The 16,533-nt window shown below is 60.1% G+C and carries 11 protein-coding genes; 6 read left to right on the top strand and 5 right to left on the bottom strand.

Annotated features, from left to right (window positions below):
- Positions 1 to 300: 300 nt before the first annotated feature.
- From TU82_RS15060 to xseA, 3 genes are all read right to left on the bottom strand, one after another.
- Positions 301 to 4,239 (bottom strand): membrane-targeted effector domain-containing toxin, encoded by a 3,939-nt coding sequence (locus TU82_RS15060; protein ID WP_231982778.1) that lies wholly within the window; start codon positions 4,237 to 4,239, stop codon positions 301 to 303.
- 342 nt (positions 4,240 to 4,581) lie between these two features.
- Positions 4,582 to 5,403 (bottom strand): peptidoglycan DD-metalloendopeptidase family protein, encoded by an 822-nt coding sequence (locus TU82_RS15055; RefSeq protein WP_057723948.1) that lies wholly within the window; start codon positions 5,401 to 5,403, stop codon positions 4,582 to 4,584.
- Between the two features lie 3 nt (positions 5,404 to 5,406).
- Positions 5,407 to 6,786 (bottom strand): exodeoxyribonuclease VII large subunit, encoded by a 1,380-nt coding sequence (xseA, locus tag TU82_RS15050; protein ID WP_057724097.1) that lies wholly within the window; start codon positions 6,784 to 6,786, stop codon positions 5,407 to 5,409.
- Between the two features lie 123 nt (positions 6,787 to 6,909).
- On the opposite strand from xseA, the gene TU82_RS15045 reads away from it, so the two are divergent.
- The 4 genes from TU82_RS15045 to guaA all read left to right on the top strand — a co-directional run bounded on the left by TU82_RS15045 (position 6,910) and on the right by guaA (position 11,714).
- Entirely contained in the window at positions 6,910 to 7,677 is a 768-nt protein-coding gene (locus tag TU82_RS15045; protein WP_057723947.1) for a sulfite exporter TauE/SafE family protein, read from the top strand.
- Positions 7,678 to 7,819: 142 nt separating this feature from the next.
- Positions 7,820 to 8,368, top strand: a complete 549-nt coding sequence (locus TU82_RS15040; RefSeq protein ID WP_057723946.1) for a hypothetical protein — start codon at positions 7,820 to 7,822, stop codon at positions 8,366 to 8,368.
- Positions 8,369 to 8,585: 217 nt separating this feature from the next.
- The gene (gene guaB / locus TU82_RS15035; RefSeq protein WP_057723945.1) at positions 8,586 to 10,055 is read left to right on the top strand and encodes an IMP dehydrogenase; all 1,470 of its coding nucleotides are present in this window, start codon (positions 8,586 to 8,588) and stop codon (positions 10,053 to 10,055) included.
- 81 nt (positions 10,056 to 10,136) lie between these two features.
- The gene (gene guaA, locus TU82_RS15030) at positions 10,137 to 11,714 is read left to right on the top strand and encodes a glutamine-hydrolyzing GMP synthase (protein WP_057723944.1); all 1,578 of its coding nucleotides are present in this window, start codon (positions 10,137 to 10,139) and stop codon (positions 11,712 to 11,714) included.
- A 141-nt stretch (positions 11,715 to 11,855) separates the two neighbouring features.
- Here the strand turns inward: guaA and TU82_RS15025 are convergent, their stop codons facing one another.
- Together TU82_RS15025 and treR are read right to left on the bottom strand one after the other, a co-directional pair.
- Positions 11,856 to 12,167 (bottom strand): hypothetical protein, encoded by a 312-nt coding sequence (locus TU82_RS15025; protein WP_057723943.1) that lies wholly within the window; start codon positions 12,165 to 12,167, stop codon positions 11,856 to 11,858.
- Positions 12,168 to 12,296: 129 nt separating this feature from the next.
- Entirely contained in the window at positions 12,297 to 13,001 is a 705-nt protein-coding gene (gene treR, locus TU82_RS15020) for a trehalose operon repressor (RefSeq protein WP_057723942.1), read from the bottom strand.
- A gap of 254 nt (positions 13,002 to 13,255) precedes the next feature.
- Between treR and treP the strand changes: the two genes are divergently transcribed.
- Together treP and treC are read left to right on the top strand one after the other, a co-directional pair.
- Positions 13,256 to 14,698 (top strand): PTS system trehalose-specific EIIBC component, encoded by a 1,443-nt coding sequence (gene treP / locus TU82_RS15015; RefSeq protein WP_057723941.1) that lies wholly within the window; start codon positions 13,256 to 13,258, stop codon positions 14,696 to 14,698.
- A 118-nt stretch (positions 14,699 to 14,816) separates the two neighbouring features.
- Entirely contained in the window at positions 14,817 to 16,463 is a 1,647-nt protein-coding gene (gene treC / locus TU82_RS15010; protein ID WP_057723940.1) for an alpha,alpha-phosphotrehalase, read from the top strand.
- Positions 16,464 to 16,533: the final 70 nt, after the last annotated feature.

Raw genomic sequence — 16,533 nt, 5'->3', positions numbered from 1 at the left:
GCGCTGACAAGGCACAGGCTGCGGTGCTGGCGGAGCTGAATGAGGGTGTGAGAGGTTTTCATAAGCCCAACCCTAATCGTGGGCACGGCAGATGGCAAGTGATCTTGAAAAATCGATAGAATTTCTCCAGTTGCGCATTTTTAGAGGGATTTATTGTTGGTTTTGTAAAACTTATTTGTTTTTATTGCTGCGCCTTCTCGAGCTGCACAATTTAAGAATTAAAGGCCGAGGGGCGTGCTCTCAGCCGCGCGGGGCAATGGTGAAGGACTCACCATTGCTGACCGTCCTCGCAGAGCTCGCTCAGGTGATTTTCTGAAAGGCTTGATAATCTCCAGCCGTATGGCTGCCCGTCACAATGCGTCCGGGGTCCCTCGGGATGGATGGGCCGCTGATGGCAATGCTCTTGTTATAAGTCGTGGCCGGGTACACGCCTATCCCGACGCCACCATTGAGTTCGGCCAGGCCTGGCACGTTCCGGGACGTATTCATGTGAGCCTTGCCTACCAGGGCCAGCACTTTTTCGCCGGGTCTGCGGTTCTGCAGGATGCGCGTCGCGTAGTAGTTGAATTCCTGCAAACGCGTCACGCCCTTGTCGTTGTCGCCGATATCGCCGTAGAAGCCCGGCATGTCCGCTCGGCGAGTCAGGTAGCGATGTTCCAGGGCTCGTATTGCTATCCCGTTTTCCTGGGCGAGGCTGGATAATTCCGAGAGTGTGGGCGAGGCGCCGGGCGGGCGGCCACTGCCCATCCCAACATCCCTGACCTGGCCTGCGGCGTCGGTCTCGACATTTTCCAGGTAGATGGCTTTCACGCCGGCCTCCTTGAGGGTTTGCATGTTCTCCTTGAGCAGTTGAAAGCTGGCGATTTCGTTATGGCTCTCGCCCAGTACCACAACGTCACTGGTCTGGTAGGCATTCTTGAGGAGTTCAGCGGGCGCTGTGTTGGGTGCCAGGTCGAGTCGAGGCGGGCGTGGCGGCATTTGTCTCCCTGCGGTCATGCTCTGGTAGAACTGCTGTGCATCTCGCCTGAACCAATGCCTGGCCACCGGCAGCGACCTGGGGGTGAAGTCGGCTTCCACCAGTCGACCGTGGTTGCGGCTGATGTATTCGGTCTCGGGCAAGGTTTTTTTGACCGGCGCTTCTCCTCCCTGAGTCGGAGCACCTCCGCGCAACTCATTGAGCCGCCATTCGCCGTTTCCAGCCGATTGCAGGGACGCCACGATTCGGCTGCCCCTGGGCGCCGTCAACGGGGCGTTGGGATCAACAATATTGACCTGCCCGCTGCGTGCGTGAAATACCGAGTCAATCTGGTAAACCCCGTTCGTGCCGGTGCTGTCGGTAAAACGTACGTACCAGTTGTCCTCGACGTTATAAGTACCATCGGGTCTCAAGGGGCGGCCACTGATGATCTCATCGGGCAGGGTAAACGCGCTTAAGTCACGGTTCGGCAAGGCGACGGCGGTGGTGGTACGGGAACCGACGCTGGCAACGCGACTGCTGGTGGCGGCGAGCGCGGGCGTTGGCATGACCGGAGCAGGTAACGCTCTGGAGCCCACCTGTGGGGTCAGCGTGCCCGTCGTCGTTGATGCTCTGAACACCGGGCGCAGCGGCGCCGCGCGAACATTGTAGATGCGCGATCCCGCCAGGGTGAAATCGCTGTAGATCGCGCGCGCCAGGCCGGGCTTTTTGATCAGGTGCGGCAGGATTCTGCTATTGGCGCGTAACGCCGTGACGCCGGCCTTGCCCAGACGAATCCCGGTGGATATGCCTTTGCCGGCCACCGGTATCAGATCGGCGAAAATCAATGCTACTTCAATGCCGAACTCGATTTTGTTGAGTTTCGATTGCTCTGCGACTTCGGCGCTGCTCACGGACTGGTGATCAGCTCGGTCGATCATCATCTGTACATGCTGTTTGTACAGATGATCCTGAGCATTGGTGTCGATGGGTTCCAGGCTTATGGCGCCGCCCAACAGCTTGACCGATGAGATGATCAGTTCCGGATCTATTATCTTCATTGGGTTGTAGGCACGGTTTTTAATCGCGTCCTTGAACTCATCAATCTGATCCTTGCTGACCGGCGATTTTCTTTGCGCAATGTAGGACGCCCATTCGCCCTTGGCCAACAGGGTGTCCAGGCTCTTGTGGTCAGCCACTTCACGAAAGGTGATGCCGTCAGGCGCCTTGGGGGTGTACAGCACCAGTGACGCGTCGGTCCGGTTGCCGATCACCATCACGCCCTGTACAGCCAGCCCGCGGTGGATAAGGCTGTTGGCAACGATGGTTTTCCCGTCCACCTGGGGGCGCGTTGCAGGATCGGGGTGTTCCACCACCGCATCCACCCATTGCGCCGCACGTTTGGTGCTGGTGTCTTCGGTTGCCGGTTCCGTGTAGGCCTCGGGATTGAGCTCGGCGAGAAACGCCTCTTTGGTCAGGGTGGCTTTCAGGCTGTCCTTCCACGCCGTACGCAATTGCGCAGCGCTGCCCGATTCGGCATCAGTGCTCATCTCGCGTTTCAGCAGTTTGACGTATTCACCCCCGACATCAGTGGCGTTGACCAGTTTCTTGAGGTCGTCGGTGTCCAGGGTAACCGGATTGCCCGCCAGATCCAGGATGGGCTCGCCCTGGGTGTCGACGAGCGGCAGGGTCATTTTTACATCGGTAAACGTGCCTCTCTCCACGGCTGGAAACCCGCTGGGGTTCTTCAGCGCCAGGTCTGTCAGGCTTACGCTTTGCTGGTTCGCGTAGAGAGGCTGGCCGGTTCCCCTGCCGCCATGAACACCGGTTCGGGTGAGCACCTGAACCATGAGCTTATCGGCATCGATGTGTGCATTCGGGTAGCGCTGCTGGATGGCGGCATTCATCCGCTCACGGGAGAAGCGTGGCAGTGAAGGAATTTTCTCCAGCATCGGCGTCAGCGTGTTCAAGCTTTTTTCCTGTTCCTCTTCCAGGCGCGTAAAAAAGGCTTCTTGCAGCGGGTTCAGGTTTTTTAGCCACTCGGGTTGGTATTTATCGGCCAGTTTGGCATCGCGCGCCTGCATGGCGTTGTTGCCATCAAGCAGATAAGACCAGTCGGCCGCATCGTCAATGCTCTGGAGTGAGGCGCCGTCGGTGAGTGGATTGATGCCGTCAGCGGGCGCCAGGGCTTTGCTCAGGTGGGTATCGATCTCCGCCTGCTGGCGTTTGAGCATCCAGGGTATGGCTTCTGCCAGTACATCCCCGGATGACGGCTCGACACTGAGCATCAGGTCTTCCCCGGTAAACGAACCAGGCCGGTTTTGCAGCGAGGGCGGCAAAGTCTGCAGTAACAGCTGCGCATCGGTTGCGCCTTGATCCAGGCGGTTTGCCAAGGCCTGGCGTGCCTGGGCCGGCGTGGCAAACTCCTCGAAACCTTCTGCGGGTGTGTAAAGCACCACCGGGCCATTTGCCTCATTGAGCGTAAGGGTGCGCCCATTCGGCCACGTCGGCGGGCTGTCATGGGAGCCGTCATTGCGGGTGATGAGAAATGCGCCCCCCAGCATCGCGCCGCGTTCTGTTTTGTTATCGACCGTCACGGGATAGACCCCCAGGCGAGCGCCATGGGCGAATTTCTTTTCCCGGGCGGCCAGGGTGGGATAGCGCAGTGCGTTGTCGATCAGCTCCTTGCTTTGCGCACTCAGGGTGCCGTCGTTCTCACGCAGCGAGGCCAGGATCGACAATTGTTTCTTATGCAGGATCAACAGATGGTCTTTTGGCGACAGCTGCAGTTTCGGCTCCCCCTCCACTGGCCCGGGCGTACTCCAGAATGCTTCAAGTGCCTGGGGATATTGCGTGGCAATGCTTCGGGCAATGGATTGCAATGAACTGGACGTGAGGGCGGGTGTTCCAGGGGCGCCTGGGGTTTGCCGCGTCGCGAATTCGGTGCGTACGTTGCGCTCGGGGCGCATCAGCGCATTCGGATTGGCCAGGATTTTTTTAACCATTGCGGCCAGCGCGGTCATCAGGGGCTCGGAGGATTCCGGCGACTTGGCGTCACTGCCGACGCGGTAGCGGTCGTAATACAGGAGGTGGGCATCCAGAGGCCTGAGGTCCGGGAACGCTTTTTCAAGCTGTGCCTGAATAAAGGTTTCAAACTTCGGCTGTCTGCTGTGCAGCCGCTGCAGGTCTTCAGTCAGAAGAGCGTGTTCAAGGCTCAGCGCTGACTGCTTGGTGGGTTTGAAATGCTTCACCAGTTGCGCGTAGCGCATTTTGGCGGGGTTCATGGCATACGAGTTGGGAACGGCCGGGCTGTCCGGTGCGTAGCTCGAGGGAGGCGCAGGTTCTTGTGTGGTGAAGGCGGGCGTAGGTAAGGCGGCGGGTAATACAAGGGGCGCAAGGGTGGCGGAAGACGTCGTGGAGAGTGGCTGATGCCGCTCTGATAGCGATTGGGTAAGGGAGAACATAAGGTGAGTCTCACTGGATGTGGATGTCCATGTGTCAATTCATGCTCGTTACGCTCCGTGTAATGCGTTGATTGGGTGAAGATTGGGCATCAGACAGTTCCTGTCGAAAGTGTAAGGCGATGGTAACGCACCGCGTTGAAAGTCCCGCAGTGGAGGCGCCGGTCAGGGCTGAAACGCACCAATGAAAATGGCCGGGTCAACCCGCGCGTCGTTCAGGCTGACGTTCCAGTGCATATGCGGCCCGGTGGCCCGGCCCGTCGAGCCGACCTTGCCCACGACCGCGCCGCGCGCCAGCTGGTCGCCGACTTTCACGTCAATCTTCGACATATGACAGAACATGCTGATGAAGCCCTGGCCATGGTCGACGAACACGGTGTTGCCGTTGAAGAAGTAGTTACCGGTCAGGATCACCTTGCCTGCCGCCGGCGTCTTGATCGGCGTGCCCGCGCCCACGGCAAAGTCCAGGCCGGAATGGGGATTGCGCTCCTCGCCATTGAAGAACCGTCTTACCCCGAACTTGCTCGACAGCGGCCCGTTGACCGGTTTGTCCAGCAGCAGGTTGCTCGGTGTGTTCGGACTGAAGCTGCGGTAGGCCTTGAGCTGCACGGCCAGTTCGCCCTCGATGCGCTTGAGTTGCGCCGGTTCCGGGTTGACCTGGTTTTTGTTCTTCAAGGTGATGCGCTGCTCGGGGTATTTCTTGAAACCCACCACGAACGGCAGTTGCTGACCGCTACTGGTAATGCGTTCGGTGCCGGGCTTGACCGTCAACGGGATGCCTACAATCGCCAGCCAATGGTTTTGCTCCTTCACCACCAGCACCGGCCTGTTCAGGTAGGTGGCCTTGGGTGCGGTCGCCGCAGTGCCCAGGTCCACGACAGCGACGCCACCGGGCACCGGCTTGTTCAGCAGGCGTGTGATGTAGCTGTCGGCGTGGGCATTGAAGGTCAGGCAAGCGAGCATCAACAAGCTGAGAAAGCGTGGCATCGGTCAATCCAGTAACGAGAGGGTGACGGGTGTCAGGTGGTTGTCTTCCACCCGTACTTGCAACTGGCCCTCACCGAGACGTGCGGTCAGCCGCTGGCCGGTGTGGGTTTGCGCGGCGTTGCGAATCGCCTGGCCGCGCTCGTCCAGCAGGATGCTGTAGCCACGGCCCAGGGTCGCCAGCGGGCTGACCACGTGCAGCGTCTGCACCTGGCTTTGCAGTTGCAGGCGCCGCGCCTTGAGACCTTCGCGCATGGCGCGGGGCAGGCGTTCGGCGAGGCTGTCCAGGCGCTGGCGCAGCAGGGCCAGTTGCCGCCCCGGATGTTGGCCGGCGAGGCGGGTTTCCAGACGAATCAAGCGTTCGCGACGGGTATTGAGGCTGCGCTCGAAAGCGCGGCGCAGGCGCATGTCCAGGTCATCCAGGCGCTGGGCCTGCTGGCGCAGACGTTCACCGGGGTGGCGCAGGCGCCGGGCCATGCCCTCCAGGCGCAGGCGATCGTGGCGCAGGCGGTTGTGCATCAACAGCACCAGGCGGCGATGCAGGTTCTCGACTTGACGCACCAGGTGGCTGGCGTCCGGGGCCAGCAGTTCAGCGGCAGCGGACGGGGTAGGGGCGCGCACGTCCGCCACGAAGTCGCTGATCGACACATCGGTTTCATGGCCGACCGCGCTGACGATGGGCGTGACGCAGGCATCCACCGCCCGGGCCACGGCTTCTTCGTTGAAGCACCAGAGGTCTTCCAGCGAGCCGCCGCCACGGGCCAGGATCAGCGCGTCGAAGCCGCGGGCGTCGGCGAGTTTCAGCGCACGCACAATCTGCGCGATGGCCTCGCGGCCTTGCACGGCGGTCGGGATCAAGGTCAATTCAATGTTCGGCGCGCGGCGGCGGAACACGCTGATGATGTCGCGAATCACCGCGCCGGTCGGCGAACTGATAATGCCGATGCGCCGAGGATGCGCCGGCAAGGGCACCTTGCGCTCGGCACTGAACAGGCCTTCGGCGCTGAGCTTTTCCTTCAGTGCATCGAAGGCCAGGCGCAGCGCGCCATCACCGGCCGGCTCCACAGTGTCGAGGATCAACTGGTAGTCGCCACGGCCCTCGAACAACGAGACCTTGCCGCGCACCTTCACCGCCAGGCCATCCTTCAACGCCTGGCGCACCCGCGCAGCGTTGTTGCGAAACAATGCGCAACGCACCTGGGCGCCGCTGTCCTTGAGGGTGAAATACACGTGGCCGGACGCCGGGCGGGCGAGGTTGGAGATCTCGCCTTCCACCCAGATATTGGTGAACACGTCTTCCAGCAACACCCGCGCGCGGCCGTTGAGCTGGCTGACAGTCAGGACTTCGCGGTCCAGGCCCAGTCGGGCAAAAGGATCTTTAATCATGGGCGGCAGTTTATAGGCATTCGTGCCAGGTTTGACAGAACTGCTCCACCCGCGTGCGCCTTCGTGCTGGCGCAATGCTCAAGGATGACTAAAGTGTCGGCATTCTCTTTCAAGGAATTACCCATGAGTGCGGTTGAGCTGATGAGCCAGTGGTCCTTCGGCGCGGTTGAGTGGCTGGTGATCGGCCTCGGTATCGTCGTGGCCTATATCGTTTTCGGTATCGCCGGCTTTGGTACGGCGTTGGTGGCGGGGCCTGTGCTGATTCTGTTCATGCCGTTGTCGAAGATCATTCCGCTGTTGGTGTTGCTGGATTTTGTCGCAGCCTTTGGTGGCCTGCTACAGACACGTCGGGATGTGAGTAAGTCGGAATTGCTGCGCCTGCTGCCGTGCATGGCCATCGGTTGCACCTTGGGTGTAGTGTTTTTGCTCAATCTGCATTCGGACTTGCTGCTCTTGTTGATGGGGCTGTTTATCAGTGCCTACGCGGTCTACAGCCTGGCGGTGAAGGCGCGGCCCACGCAACTGGCGGCAGGCTGGTCGATTCCCATGGGCACGGTCGGCGGCTTGTTTGGCACGTTGTTCGGCAGCGGCGGCTTTTTATACGCGATCTACTTGAACAGCCGCTTGTCCAAGGAGGCGGCGCGGGCCACGCAAAGTGCGTTGATCAGTTGCAGCACCGTGGTGCGCCTGAGCCTGTTTCTGATCGCCGGGGTATATGCCGATTTGCCGCTGCTGATGTTGGCGCTGTGCCTGTTGCCGGCAATGGCGCTGGGCTTGTGGTGCGGGCGCAGGCTGACGATGCGCATGTCCCGTGAGGCGTTTGTGCGGTTGGTGACGTGGTTGGTGCTGGCCAGTGGGATTGCGTTGATTGGGCGGTACTTGAGTACTTGACCTGATTTCTTCAGGGATTAAGCTGCCAGCCTTCAGGGCGCCATCGGGGCAAGCCCCCTCCCACAGTTGACTGTGTTCACAATTGAAATTGTGGGAGGGAGCTTGCCCCCGATGGCGTCAGCAGCCACACCGCAGGACTCCCATGAACTCCCAAAGCATCCTTGTCCCGAAAATCTCCACCTTGCCCGTCCACGAACCCCGCGCCCGGGCGATCGTGCGCTGGCTGGTGCGCAAGAACATCATCAAGGAAGAACTGACCACGTGCGGGCGCACCGGTAACCGTATGGCCTACGCCCTGGCCGATGGCGCCCGCGCGGTGGTGCTGCACCCGCAAGCGCTGCCGTTCAACGAGCCGGTCAATGGCCTGGAAATCATCTACAAGCGCTGCATCTACACGCCGGCCAAGGGCTTTCTCGAAGAAGCCGGCTGCCCGGAATGCCGGAAGGAAGTCGGCGAAGCGCTGTTCGAAAGCCTGGAAGACTGGATGCCCGGCCACACCGACAACTTCACCTGCCCGCTGTGTGGGCATGAAGACGACATCAACGGCTTCCTGTTCCTGCAGGAGTGCGGGTTCTCCAACCTGGGATTTATCTTCAACAACTGGGCGGAGGCGGGGTTCAAGCAGAGCTTTATCGATGAGTTTGCCGATTGGCTCGATCAAAAAATGAGTTGGGTCAAAGTCGAACTGTAGGAGCGAGCTTGCTCGCGAAAATCGTCAACGATAACGCGGGTTGCCTGGTTTTACGCGGTGCCCTGGCGTTCTTCGCGAGCAAGCTCGCTCCTACAGGAAGGCAGCGGGTTTTCTCCATCTATCAGTATTACCAAGTTTGTCAGAGTTTTACATTGAGCCCGACAGGGTGCATGTATATAATGGCGCGCTTCCATTTTCCCGCTCGGGAGCCCCCGCGATGCTGCGTATCAGCCAAGAAGCTCTGACATTCGACGACATTCTCCTAGTGCCCGGTTATTCCGAGGTGCTTCCTAACGAAGTCAGTCTCAAGACCCGCCTAACCCGTGGCATCGAGCTGAATATTCCCCTGGTTTCCGCTGCCATGGACACCGTCACCGAAGCCCGTCTGGCCATCGCCATGGCCCAGGAAGGCGGCATCGGCATCATCCACAAGAACATGACCATCGAGCAGCAAGCTGCCGAAGTGCGCAAGGTCAAGCGTTACGAAGCCGGTGTGGTGAAAGATCCCATCACCATCGAAGCCGACGCCACCGTGCGTGATCTGTTCGAACTGACCCGCCTGCACAACATCTCCGGCGTTCCGGTGCTGCACGATGGCGACCTGGTCGGCATCGTCACCTCCCGTGACGTGCGTTTCGAGAACCGTCTTGAAGTCACCGTCCGCGAAGTGATGACGCCTAAAGAGCGCCTGGTCACTGTCCGCGAAGGTGCCGACAAGAATGATGTGCGCGAATTGCTGCATAAAAACCGCATCGAGCGCGTGCTGATCGTCGACGACAAATTCGCCCTCAAGGGCATGATGACCGTCAACGACATCGAAAAAGCCAAGGCTTACCCGCTGGCCAGCAAGGATGACCAAGGTCGTCTGCGCGTCGGCGCCGCCGTCGGTACCGGCAAAGACACCGGCGACCGCGTTTCGGCCCTGGTCGCTGCCGGTGTTGACGTGGTGGTGGTCGACACCGCCCACGGTCACTCCAAAGGCGTGATCGACCGCGTGCGCTGGGTCAAGCAGAACTTCCCTGACGTGCAGGTGATCGGCGGCAACATCGCCACCGGCGCTGCCGCCAAGGCTTTGGCCGAAGCCGGTGCCGATGCGGTCAAGGTCGGTATCGGCCCTGGCTCGATCTGCACCACGCGTATCGTCGCCGGTGTGGGCGTGCCGCAAATCAGCGCCATCGCCAACGTCGCCGCGGCCCTTGAAGGCACCGGCGTGCCGTTGATCGCCGACGGCGGCATCCGTTTCTCCGGTGACCTGTCCAAGGCCATCGTGGCCGGTGCTTCCTGCGTGATGATGGGCTCGATGTTCGCCGGTACCGAAGAGGCTCCAGGCGAGATCGAACTGTTCCAGGGCCGTTCCTACAAGGCTTACCGCGGCATGGGTTCGCTGGGCGCGATGTCCCAGGCGCAAGGTTCTTCGGACCGTTACTTCCAGGACTCTTCGGCAGGCGCTGAGAAGCTCGTCCCGGAAGGCATCGAAGGCCGTGTGCCGTACAAAGGCACCCTGAGCGCGATTATCCACCAACTGATGGGCGGCCTGCGTTCCTCGATGGGCTACACCGGCAGCGCCGACATCGAAGAAATGCGCACCAAGCCAGAGTTTGTACGGATCACCGGCGCCGGCATGGCTGAATCCCATGTCCACGACGTGCAGATCACCAAGGAAGCGCCAAACTACCGCGTAGGTTGAGGCTTCCAGCAAAACGTTAAGTAACCGGGGCTGTTCTTTCAGCCCCGAGTTGTTTCTGATTCATTAGACGAGACTGACTTCATGGCCCTCGACATTCACGCCCACCGCATCCTGATCCTCGACTTCGGTTCCCAGTACACCCAGCTGATCGCCCGCCGCGTGCGTGAAATCGGCGTGTATTGCGAACTGCACCCGTTCGACATGGATGACGAAGCGATCCGCGAATTCGCGCCCAAAGGCGTCATCCTCGCCGGTGGCCCCGAGTCCGTGCACGAAGCCGACAGCCCGCGTTGCCCGCAAGCGGTATTCGACCTCGGCGTGCCGGTCTTCGGTATCTGCTACGGCATGCAGACCATGGCCGAGCAACTGGGCGGCAAGGTTGAAGGCTCCGAGCTGCGTGAATTCGGTTACGCCCGTGTCGACGTGGTCGGCAAGAGCCGCCTGCTGGACGGCATCGAAGACCATATCGACGCCGACGGCCTGTTCGGCCTCGACGTGTGGATGAGCCACGGTGACAAGGTCACCAGAATGCCGCAAGACTTCCACATCCTGGCCAGCACCCCGAGCTGCCCGATCGCCGGCATGTTCAGCGACGAGCGTCGTTACTACGGCGTGCAGTTCCACCCGGAAGTGACCCACACCAAGCAAGGCGGGCGCATCCTGTCGCGCTTCATCCTCGACATCTGCGAGTGTGAAGCGCTGTGGACCCCGTCGAAAATCGCTGAAGACGCCATCGCCAATGTCCGCGCCCAGGTCGGTACCGACAACGTGTTGCTCGGCCTGTCCGGCGGCGTCGACTCCTCCGTGGTTGCCGCATTACTGCACAAAGCCATCGGCGACCAGCTGACCTGCGTCTTCGTCGACAACGGCCTGCTGCGCCTGCACGAAGGCGAGCAAGTGATGGCCATGTTCGCCGAGAACATGGGCGTCAAAGTGATCCGCGCCAACGCCGAGGAGCAGTTCCTCGACAACCTGGCCGGCGAGTCCGACCCGGAGAAAAAGCGCAAGATCATCGGCCGTACCTTCATCGACGTATTCGATGCCCAGGCCAAACACCTGGATAACATCAAGTACCTCGCCCAGGGCACCATCTACCCCGACGTGATCGAATCGGCCGGCGCCAAGAGCGGCAAGGCCCACGTGATCAAGTCCCACCACAACGTGGGTGGCCTGCCTGAGGAAATGAACCTCAAGCTGGTCGAGCCGCTGCGTGAACTGTTCAAGGACGAAGTCCGCCGTCTGGGCCTGGAACTGGGCCTGCCGTACGACATGGTCTACCGCCACCCCTTCCCGGGCCCGGGCCTGGGCGTGCGCATCCTCGGTGAAGTGAAAAAGGAATACGCCGACCTGCTGCGTCGCGCCGACCACATCTTCATCGAAGAACTGCGCAAGGCCGACTGGTACCACAAGGTCAGCCAGGCGTTCGTGGTGTTCCAACCGGTGAAATCGGTTGGCGTTGTAGGCGATGGCCGCCGTTACGCGTGGGTTGTTGCGCTGCGTGCTGTAGAGACGATCGACTTCATGACGGCGCGTTGGGCACATTTGCCGTACGAACTGCTGGAGACGGTCAGCGGCCGGATTATCAATGAAATCGAAGGCATTTCGCGCGTGACGTATGACGTGTCGAGCAAGCCGCCGGCGACGATTGAGTGGGAATGATGGGACGTCCGGCATTGCCGGGCATCCACTAGAAAGAAATGCCCTGGAGCCCGCGTAACTGCGGGCTTTTGGCTTTTTGGGTCTGGAAAATTCTGGCAGCTTTGTGCATCGCCAAGCACCTTGTGTCTTTTTGCTGACGGATTACCGGCGGCCTTCGCAAACGGGTGATTCGCCGATGCGGCCTTCCTTGCAAAGGTCAATGTTATCTGTGCGCTTGAAACCTGCGTCTTTCATGCAATAAAACCGCGTGAGCACCTGGTCAATCGGGGTTTTGTCGCCCGTCCCTATCAGGTTGGTATAGCCGCATGCGGTCATGGCGTGTTTGACGCCCTCTTCAGACACCCCGATCTTCTTCCAATTGGTAAATTCCGGCGGCGGTGGTTGAAAGCCTCTGCCGGTGCAGCCGATCAATAGCAACGCGTACATACTCAACACCAGGCTCTTCCTGAACATCGTATTTTCTCCCTTGGTTTGACTCGGATAATGTGTACGACGTCTGCGCAACAGTTAATGCAGTCACTACGAAGAATGTTTTTTGTGAAGGGTATTTTTCATGGTGTCAGTTGGTTTCACGGCTTACGCTTACCGCCGCGCAATATCCGAAAAGTAAAACTTATCCAACGTATGCCGCGACTCGGTGTACTCGAACTGCCGCCCGTCCTGCAGGAACGTCTGGTTACTCACCACGATCACATGGCTTTGCCCATCAAGGTCCAGGTGCGCCTGGTCGTCCTTGCTGCGCGGCAGGGCTTCGATGGTGCGTTGGGCGTAGCTGATCTGCAGCCCCAGCGTTTGTTCGATAAACGCGTAGATCGACTGCTCGGCAATCGAGCGGTCCAGGCCGGGGATCAGGTCGGCGACGAAGTGGTTGATGTCGAGGATCACCCGTTTGCCGCCAATGCGCCGTACCCGCTTGATGCGGGTGATCAGCGTGCCGGGTTCGGCCTCGATGTGCTGTTGCAATGAGCCTTCCAGCAGCAGTTGGGTGAACTCGACCACTTCGGTGTGTATGTCATCGCCCAGGTCGGCGTGGGTTTCATGGAAGCTCACGATGCCGCCCAACTGGAACTCGATCGGGTTAGGCGATAACACAAAGGTGCCTTTGCCGTGGATCTTCTGCGCGAAGCCGCGTTCCTGCAACTGCTCGATCGCTCGACGCACCGTGCCCCGGCTGGCCTGGTAGCTGTCCATCAGTTCGGTTTCGGAGGGAAGGCGCGTGCCGCGCTGCAGGCGTTCAGTGGTGATGCTGGCAAGCAGATCGGTATAGATCTGGTTGTATTTGCTCATGGGATGGCTCGATGCCCGGCTTTATGAAGGTGAACGGCGCTTTCAAGGCAGGAACCTTAGTGGCACCCGTGGGGTTTGTCCATTCGCCACTGGCGCAGCGCGTGGAAATGTCTGACGGAGGATTTCCAAAAATTAAACAAATTGTAACTCGTATAGACGAGTTATTGATTTAACTCGTACAGACGAGTACTTTGCCCTCTCGGCGTGCTGCCAATGACTGCCACCCATAAAAACAATCAAAGTGGAAAACGAGCATGAGCCACGACTATTCGATGATTGCCCGCGAGATTCTCGAGAACCTCGGGGGCCGCGACAACCTTGAGCAAGCTGCCCACTGTGTGACGCGCCTGCGCCTGGCGCTCAAGGACCCGAGCCTGGTCAACAGCAGTGCGTTGAACCAGGTCGATCTTGTCAAGGGGTCGTTCTTTACCGGCGGTTTGTTCCAGGTGGTGATTGGCCCCGGAGAAGTAGAAAAGGTTTACGCCGCCTTGCGTGAAGTCACGGGCCTCGCCGCTTCGACCATCGCCGATGTGAAGCGCAAGGGTGCCGACAAGACCAACCCGATGCAGCGCCTGGTGCGGGTGTTCTCCGACGTGTTCATGCCGATTCTGCCGGCGCTGATCATTGCCGGCCTGTTGATGGGCATCAACAACCTGATGGGCGCCAAGGGCATGTTCATCGAGGGCCAGACGCTGCTGGAGGCGTATCCGAACCTGGATGGCCTGTGGAGCCTGATCAACCTGATGGCCAACACCTCGTTCGTGTTCCTGCCGGCACTGGTGGGCTGGTCGGCGGCCAAGCGTTTTGGCGGCAGTGAAATCCTCGGCATCGTGCTGGGCCTGATGCTGGTTCACCCGGACCTGCTCAACGCCTGGAACTATGGCAAGGCGGTCGCCGGCCTCGACGGCCAGAGCCTGCCGTACTTCGATATTCTCGGCTGGTTCCAGGTCGAGAAAGTGGGCTACCAGGGGCAGATCCTGCCGATCCTGATGGCGGCCTATGTCATGAGCGTGATCGAAAAGTGGCTGCGGGCACGGGTGCCCAACGCGATCCAGTTGCTTGTGGTGCCGATCACCACCATCGTCGTCACCGGCGTCCTGGCGTTGGCAATCATTGGCCCGGTTACCCGGCACCTGGGCATCCTGATTACCGAGGGCATGGTCACCTTGTTCGACCTGGCGCCGATGGTCGGCGGCGCAATATTCGGCCTGCTCTATGCGCCTCTGGTCATCACGGGCATGCACCACATGTTCCTCGCCGTGGACCTGCAGTTGATCTCGACCCAGGGCGGCACCTTTATCTGGCCGATGATCGTCATGTCCAACCTGGCCCAGGGCAGCGCCGCACTGGCTGTGTTCTACATGAGCCGCAATGCGCGGGACAAGAGCATGGCGTCGACGTCGGCGATTTCCGCCTACTTCGGTATCACTGAGCCTGCGATGTTCGGCGTGAACCTGCGCTTCAAATTTCCGTTCTATGCCGCACTGCTGGGCTCGGCCCTGGGCAGCATTTTCCTGTCGCTGAACAAGGTGCAGGCGTCGGCCATCGGCGTGGGTGGGTTGCCTGGGTTTATCTCGATTGTGCCGAGTGCGATTCCGATGTTTGTGATCGGCATGGTGGTGGCGATTGTCGTGCCCTTTGTTGTGACCTGTGTGTTGAGCATGAAGATTGTTCGGCCTGGATACAGGGTCGCCTGATCAATCGCCATCGGGGGCAAGCCCCCTCCCACATTTGAAATACATTCCACTGTGGGAGGGGGCTTGCCCCCGATGAGGCCCGCACGGCCAGCACCCAATTCTACTGAAGGAACCCACCATGCAAACCTGGCAACAGTCGGTGATCTACCAGATCTACCCCAAAAGCTTCCACAGCCACGCGGGTAACGCCACCGGTGACCTGCTGGGCATCGTCGACAAGCTCGACTACCTGCAATGGCTGGGTATCGATTGCCTGTGGATCACCCCGTTCCTGCGCTCACCGCAGCGCGACAACGGTTACGACATCAGCGACTACTACGCCATCGACCCCAGCTACGGGACCATGGCCGATTGCGACCTGCTTATCCGCGAAGCGGCCAGGCGCGGCATCCGGTTGATGCTCGATATCGTGGTCAACCACACCTCCATCGAGCATGAGTGGTTTCAGCAGGCGCGCAGCAGCCTCGACAATCCCTATCGCGACTTCTACATCTGGCGCGACCAGCCGAACAACTGGGAATCCAAGTTCGGCGGCTCGGCCTGGGAATACGAGGCGCAAACCGGCCAGTACTACCTGCACCTGTTCGACCACACCCAGGCCGACCTCAACTGGGACAACCCCAAGGTGCGCGCCGAAGTCTTCAGTATGATGCGCTTCTGGCGTGACAAGGGCGTGGGCGGCTTTCGCCTGGATGTGATCAACCTGATCTCCAAGCCTGCGGACTTCCCCGACGACCACACCGATGGCCGGCGCTTCTACACCGACGGCCCGAACGTGCACCAATACCTGCAGCAAATGCACCGTGAAGTCTTCGAGGGCCATGACCTGATCAATGTCGGCGAAATGTCCTCCACCAGCCTGGAGCACTGCATTCGCTACTCCAATCCGGCGTCGAAAGAGCTGTCGATGACCTTCAACTTTCATCACCTGAAAGTCGATTACCCGAACCTGCAGAAGTGGGTGAAGGCCGAGTTCGATTTTCTGCAGCTCAAGCAGATCTTCTCCGACTGGCAGTCGGGCATGCAGGCCGGTGGCGGCTGGAACGCGCTGTTCTGGTGTAACCACGACCAGCCACGGGTGGTCTCGCGGTTTGGCGATGACGGCGAGCATCGCGCAGTCTCGGCCAAGATGCTCGCCACGGCGCTGCACCTGCTCCAGGGCACGCCTTATGTGTATCAGGGCGAAGAGCTGGGCATGACCAATCCGGGTTTCGACAGGATCGAGCAATACCGCGATGTGGAGACCCTGAATATCTTTCGGCTCAAGCGCAATGCCGGCGAGTCCGAGGCGTCGAGCATGGCCGCGATCATGCAGAAGTCTCGCGACAACGGCCGCACACCGATGCAGTGGAACAGTCAGCCAAACGCCGGATTCAGCAGCGGCGAACCGTGGATCGGCATCCCGGCCAATGCCGTGCAGATCAATGTCGAGCACCAACTGGATGATCCCGATTCGGTGCTGCATCACTACCGCGCGTTGATCGCCTTGCGTCGCCGTGAACCCCTGATCCAGGAAGGCGTTTATCGCGAACTGCTGCAAGGTCATTCCCAGGTCTGGGCCTACCTGCGCGAAGGCCGTGGCGAACGCTTGCTGGTGGTCAACAACTTCTACGGCACACCCTGTGAAATCCAGTTGCCCGACCAGCTCATCAACGCGGCGAGCGAGCAACGCCTGCTGATCAGCAACTACCCCGACTGCCCGGTGCGCACCTGCGCGATGGTGCTGCGTCCTTATGAGTCTTTTGTGCTGCATCTGACTGTTTGAAGTACCCCTGTAGGAGCGAGCTTGCTCGCGAAGATCGTCAACGATAACGCGCCCTTCCAGGTGCAGCGTG

The sequence above is a fragment of the Pseudomonas orientalis genome (genome assembly GCF_001439815.1).
Classification (GTDB): Bacteria; Pseudomonadota; Gammaproteobacteria; order Pseudomonadales; family Pseudomonadaceae; genus Aquipseudomonas; species Aquipseudomonas orientalis.
This window is presented reverse-complemented; position numbering and strand designations above follow the sequence as displayed.

Coding starts and splice junctions, on each gene's coding strand:
- TU82_RS15060 (WP_231982778.1), bottom strand. CDS start 4,239: ATGAACCCCGCCAAAATGCGCTACGCGCAACTGGTGAAGCATTTCAAA.
- TU82_RS15055 (WP_057723948.1), bottom strand. CDS start 5,403: ATGCCACGCTTTCTCAGCTTGTTGATGCTCGCTTGCCTGACCTTCAAT.
- xseA (WP_057724097.1), bottom strand. CDS start 6,786: ATGATTAAAGATCCTTTTGCCCGACTGGGCCTGGACCGCGAAGTCCTG.
- TU82_RS15045 (WP_057723947.1), top strand. CDS start 6,910: ATGAGTGCGGTTGAGCTGATGAGCCAGTGGTCCTTCGGCGCGGTTGAG.
- TU82_RS15040 (WP_057723946.1), top strand. CDS start 7,820: ATGAACTCCCAAAGCATCCTTGTCCCGAAAATCTCCACCTTGCCCGTC.
- guaB (WP_057723945.1), top strand. CDS start 8,586: ATGCTGCGTATCAGCCAAGAAGCTCTGACATTCGACGACATTCTCCTA.
- guaA (WP_057723944.1), top strand. CDS start 10,137: ATGGCCCTCGACATTCACGCCCACCGCATCCTGATCCTCGACTTCGGT.
- TU82_RS15025 (WP_057723943.1), bottom strand. CDS start 12,167: ATGTTCAGGAAGAGCCTGGTGTTGAGTATGTACGCGTTGCTATTGATC.
- treR (WP_057723942.1), bottom strand. CDS start 13,001: ATGAGCAAATACAACCAGATCTATACCGATCTGCTTGCCAGCATCACC.
- treP (WP_057723941.1), top strand. CDS start 13,256: ATGAGCCACGACTATTCGATGATTGCCCGCGAGATTCTCGAGAACCTC.
- treC (WP_057723940.1), top strand. CDS start 14,817: ATGCAAACCTGGCAACAGTCGGTGATCTACCAGATCTACCCCAAAAGC.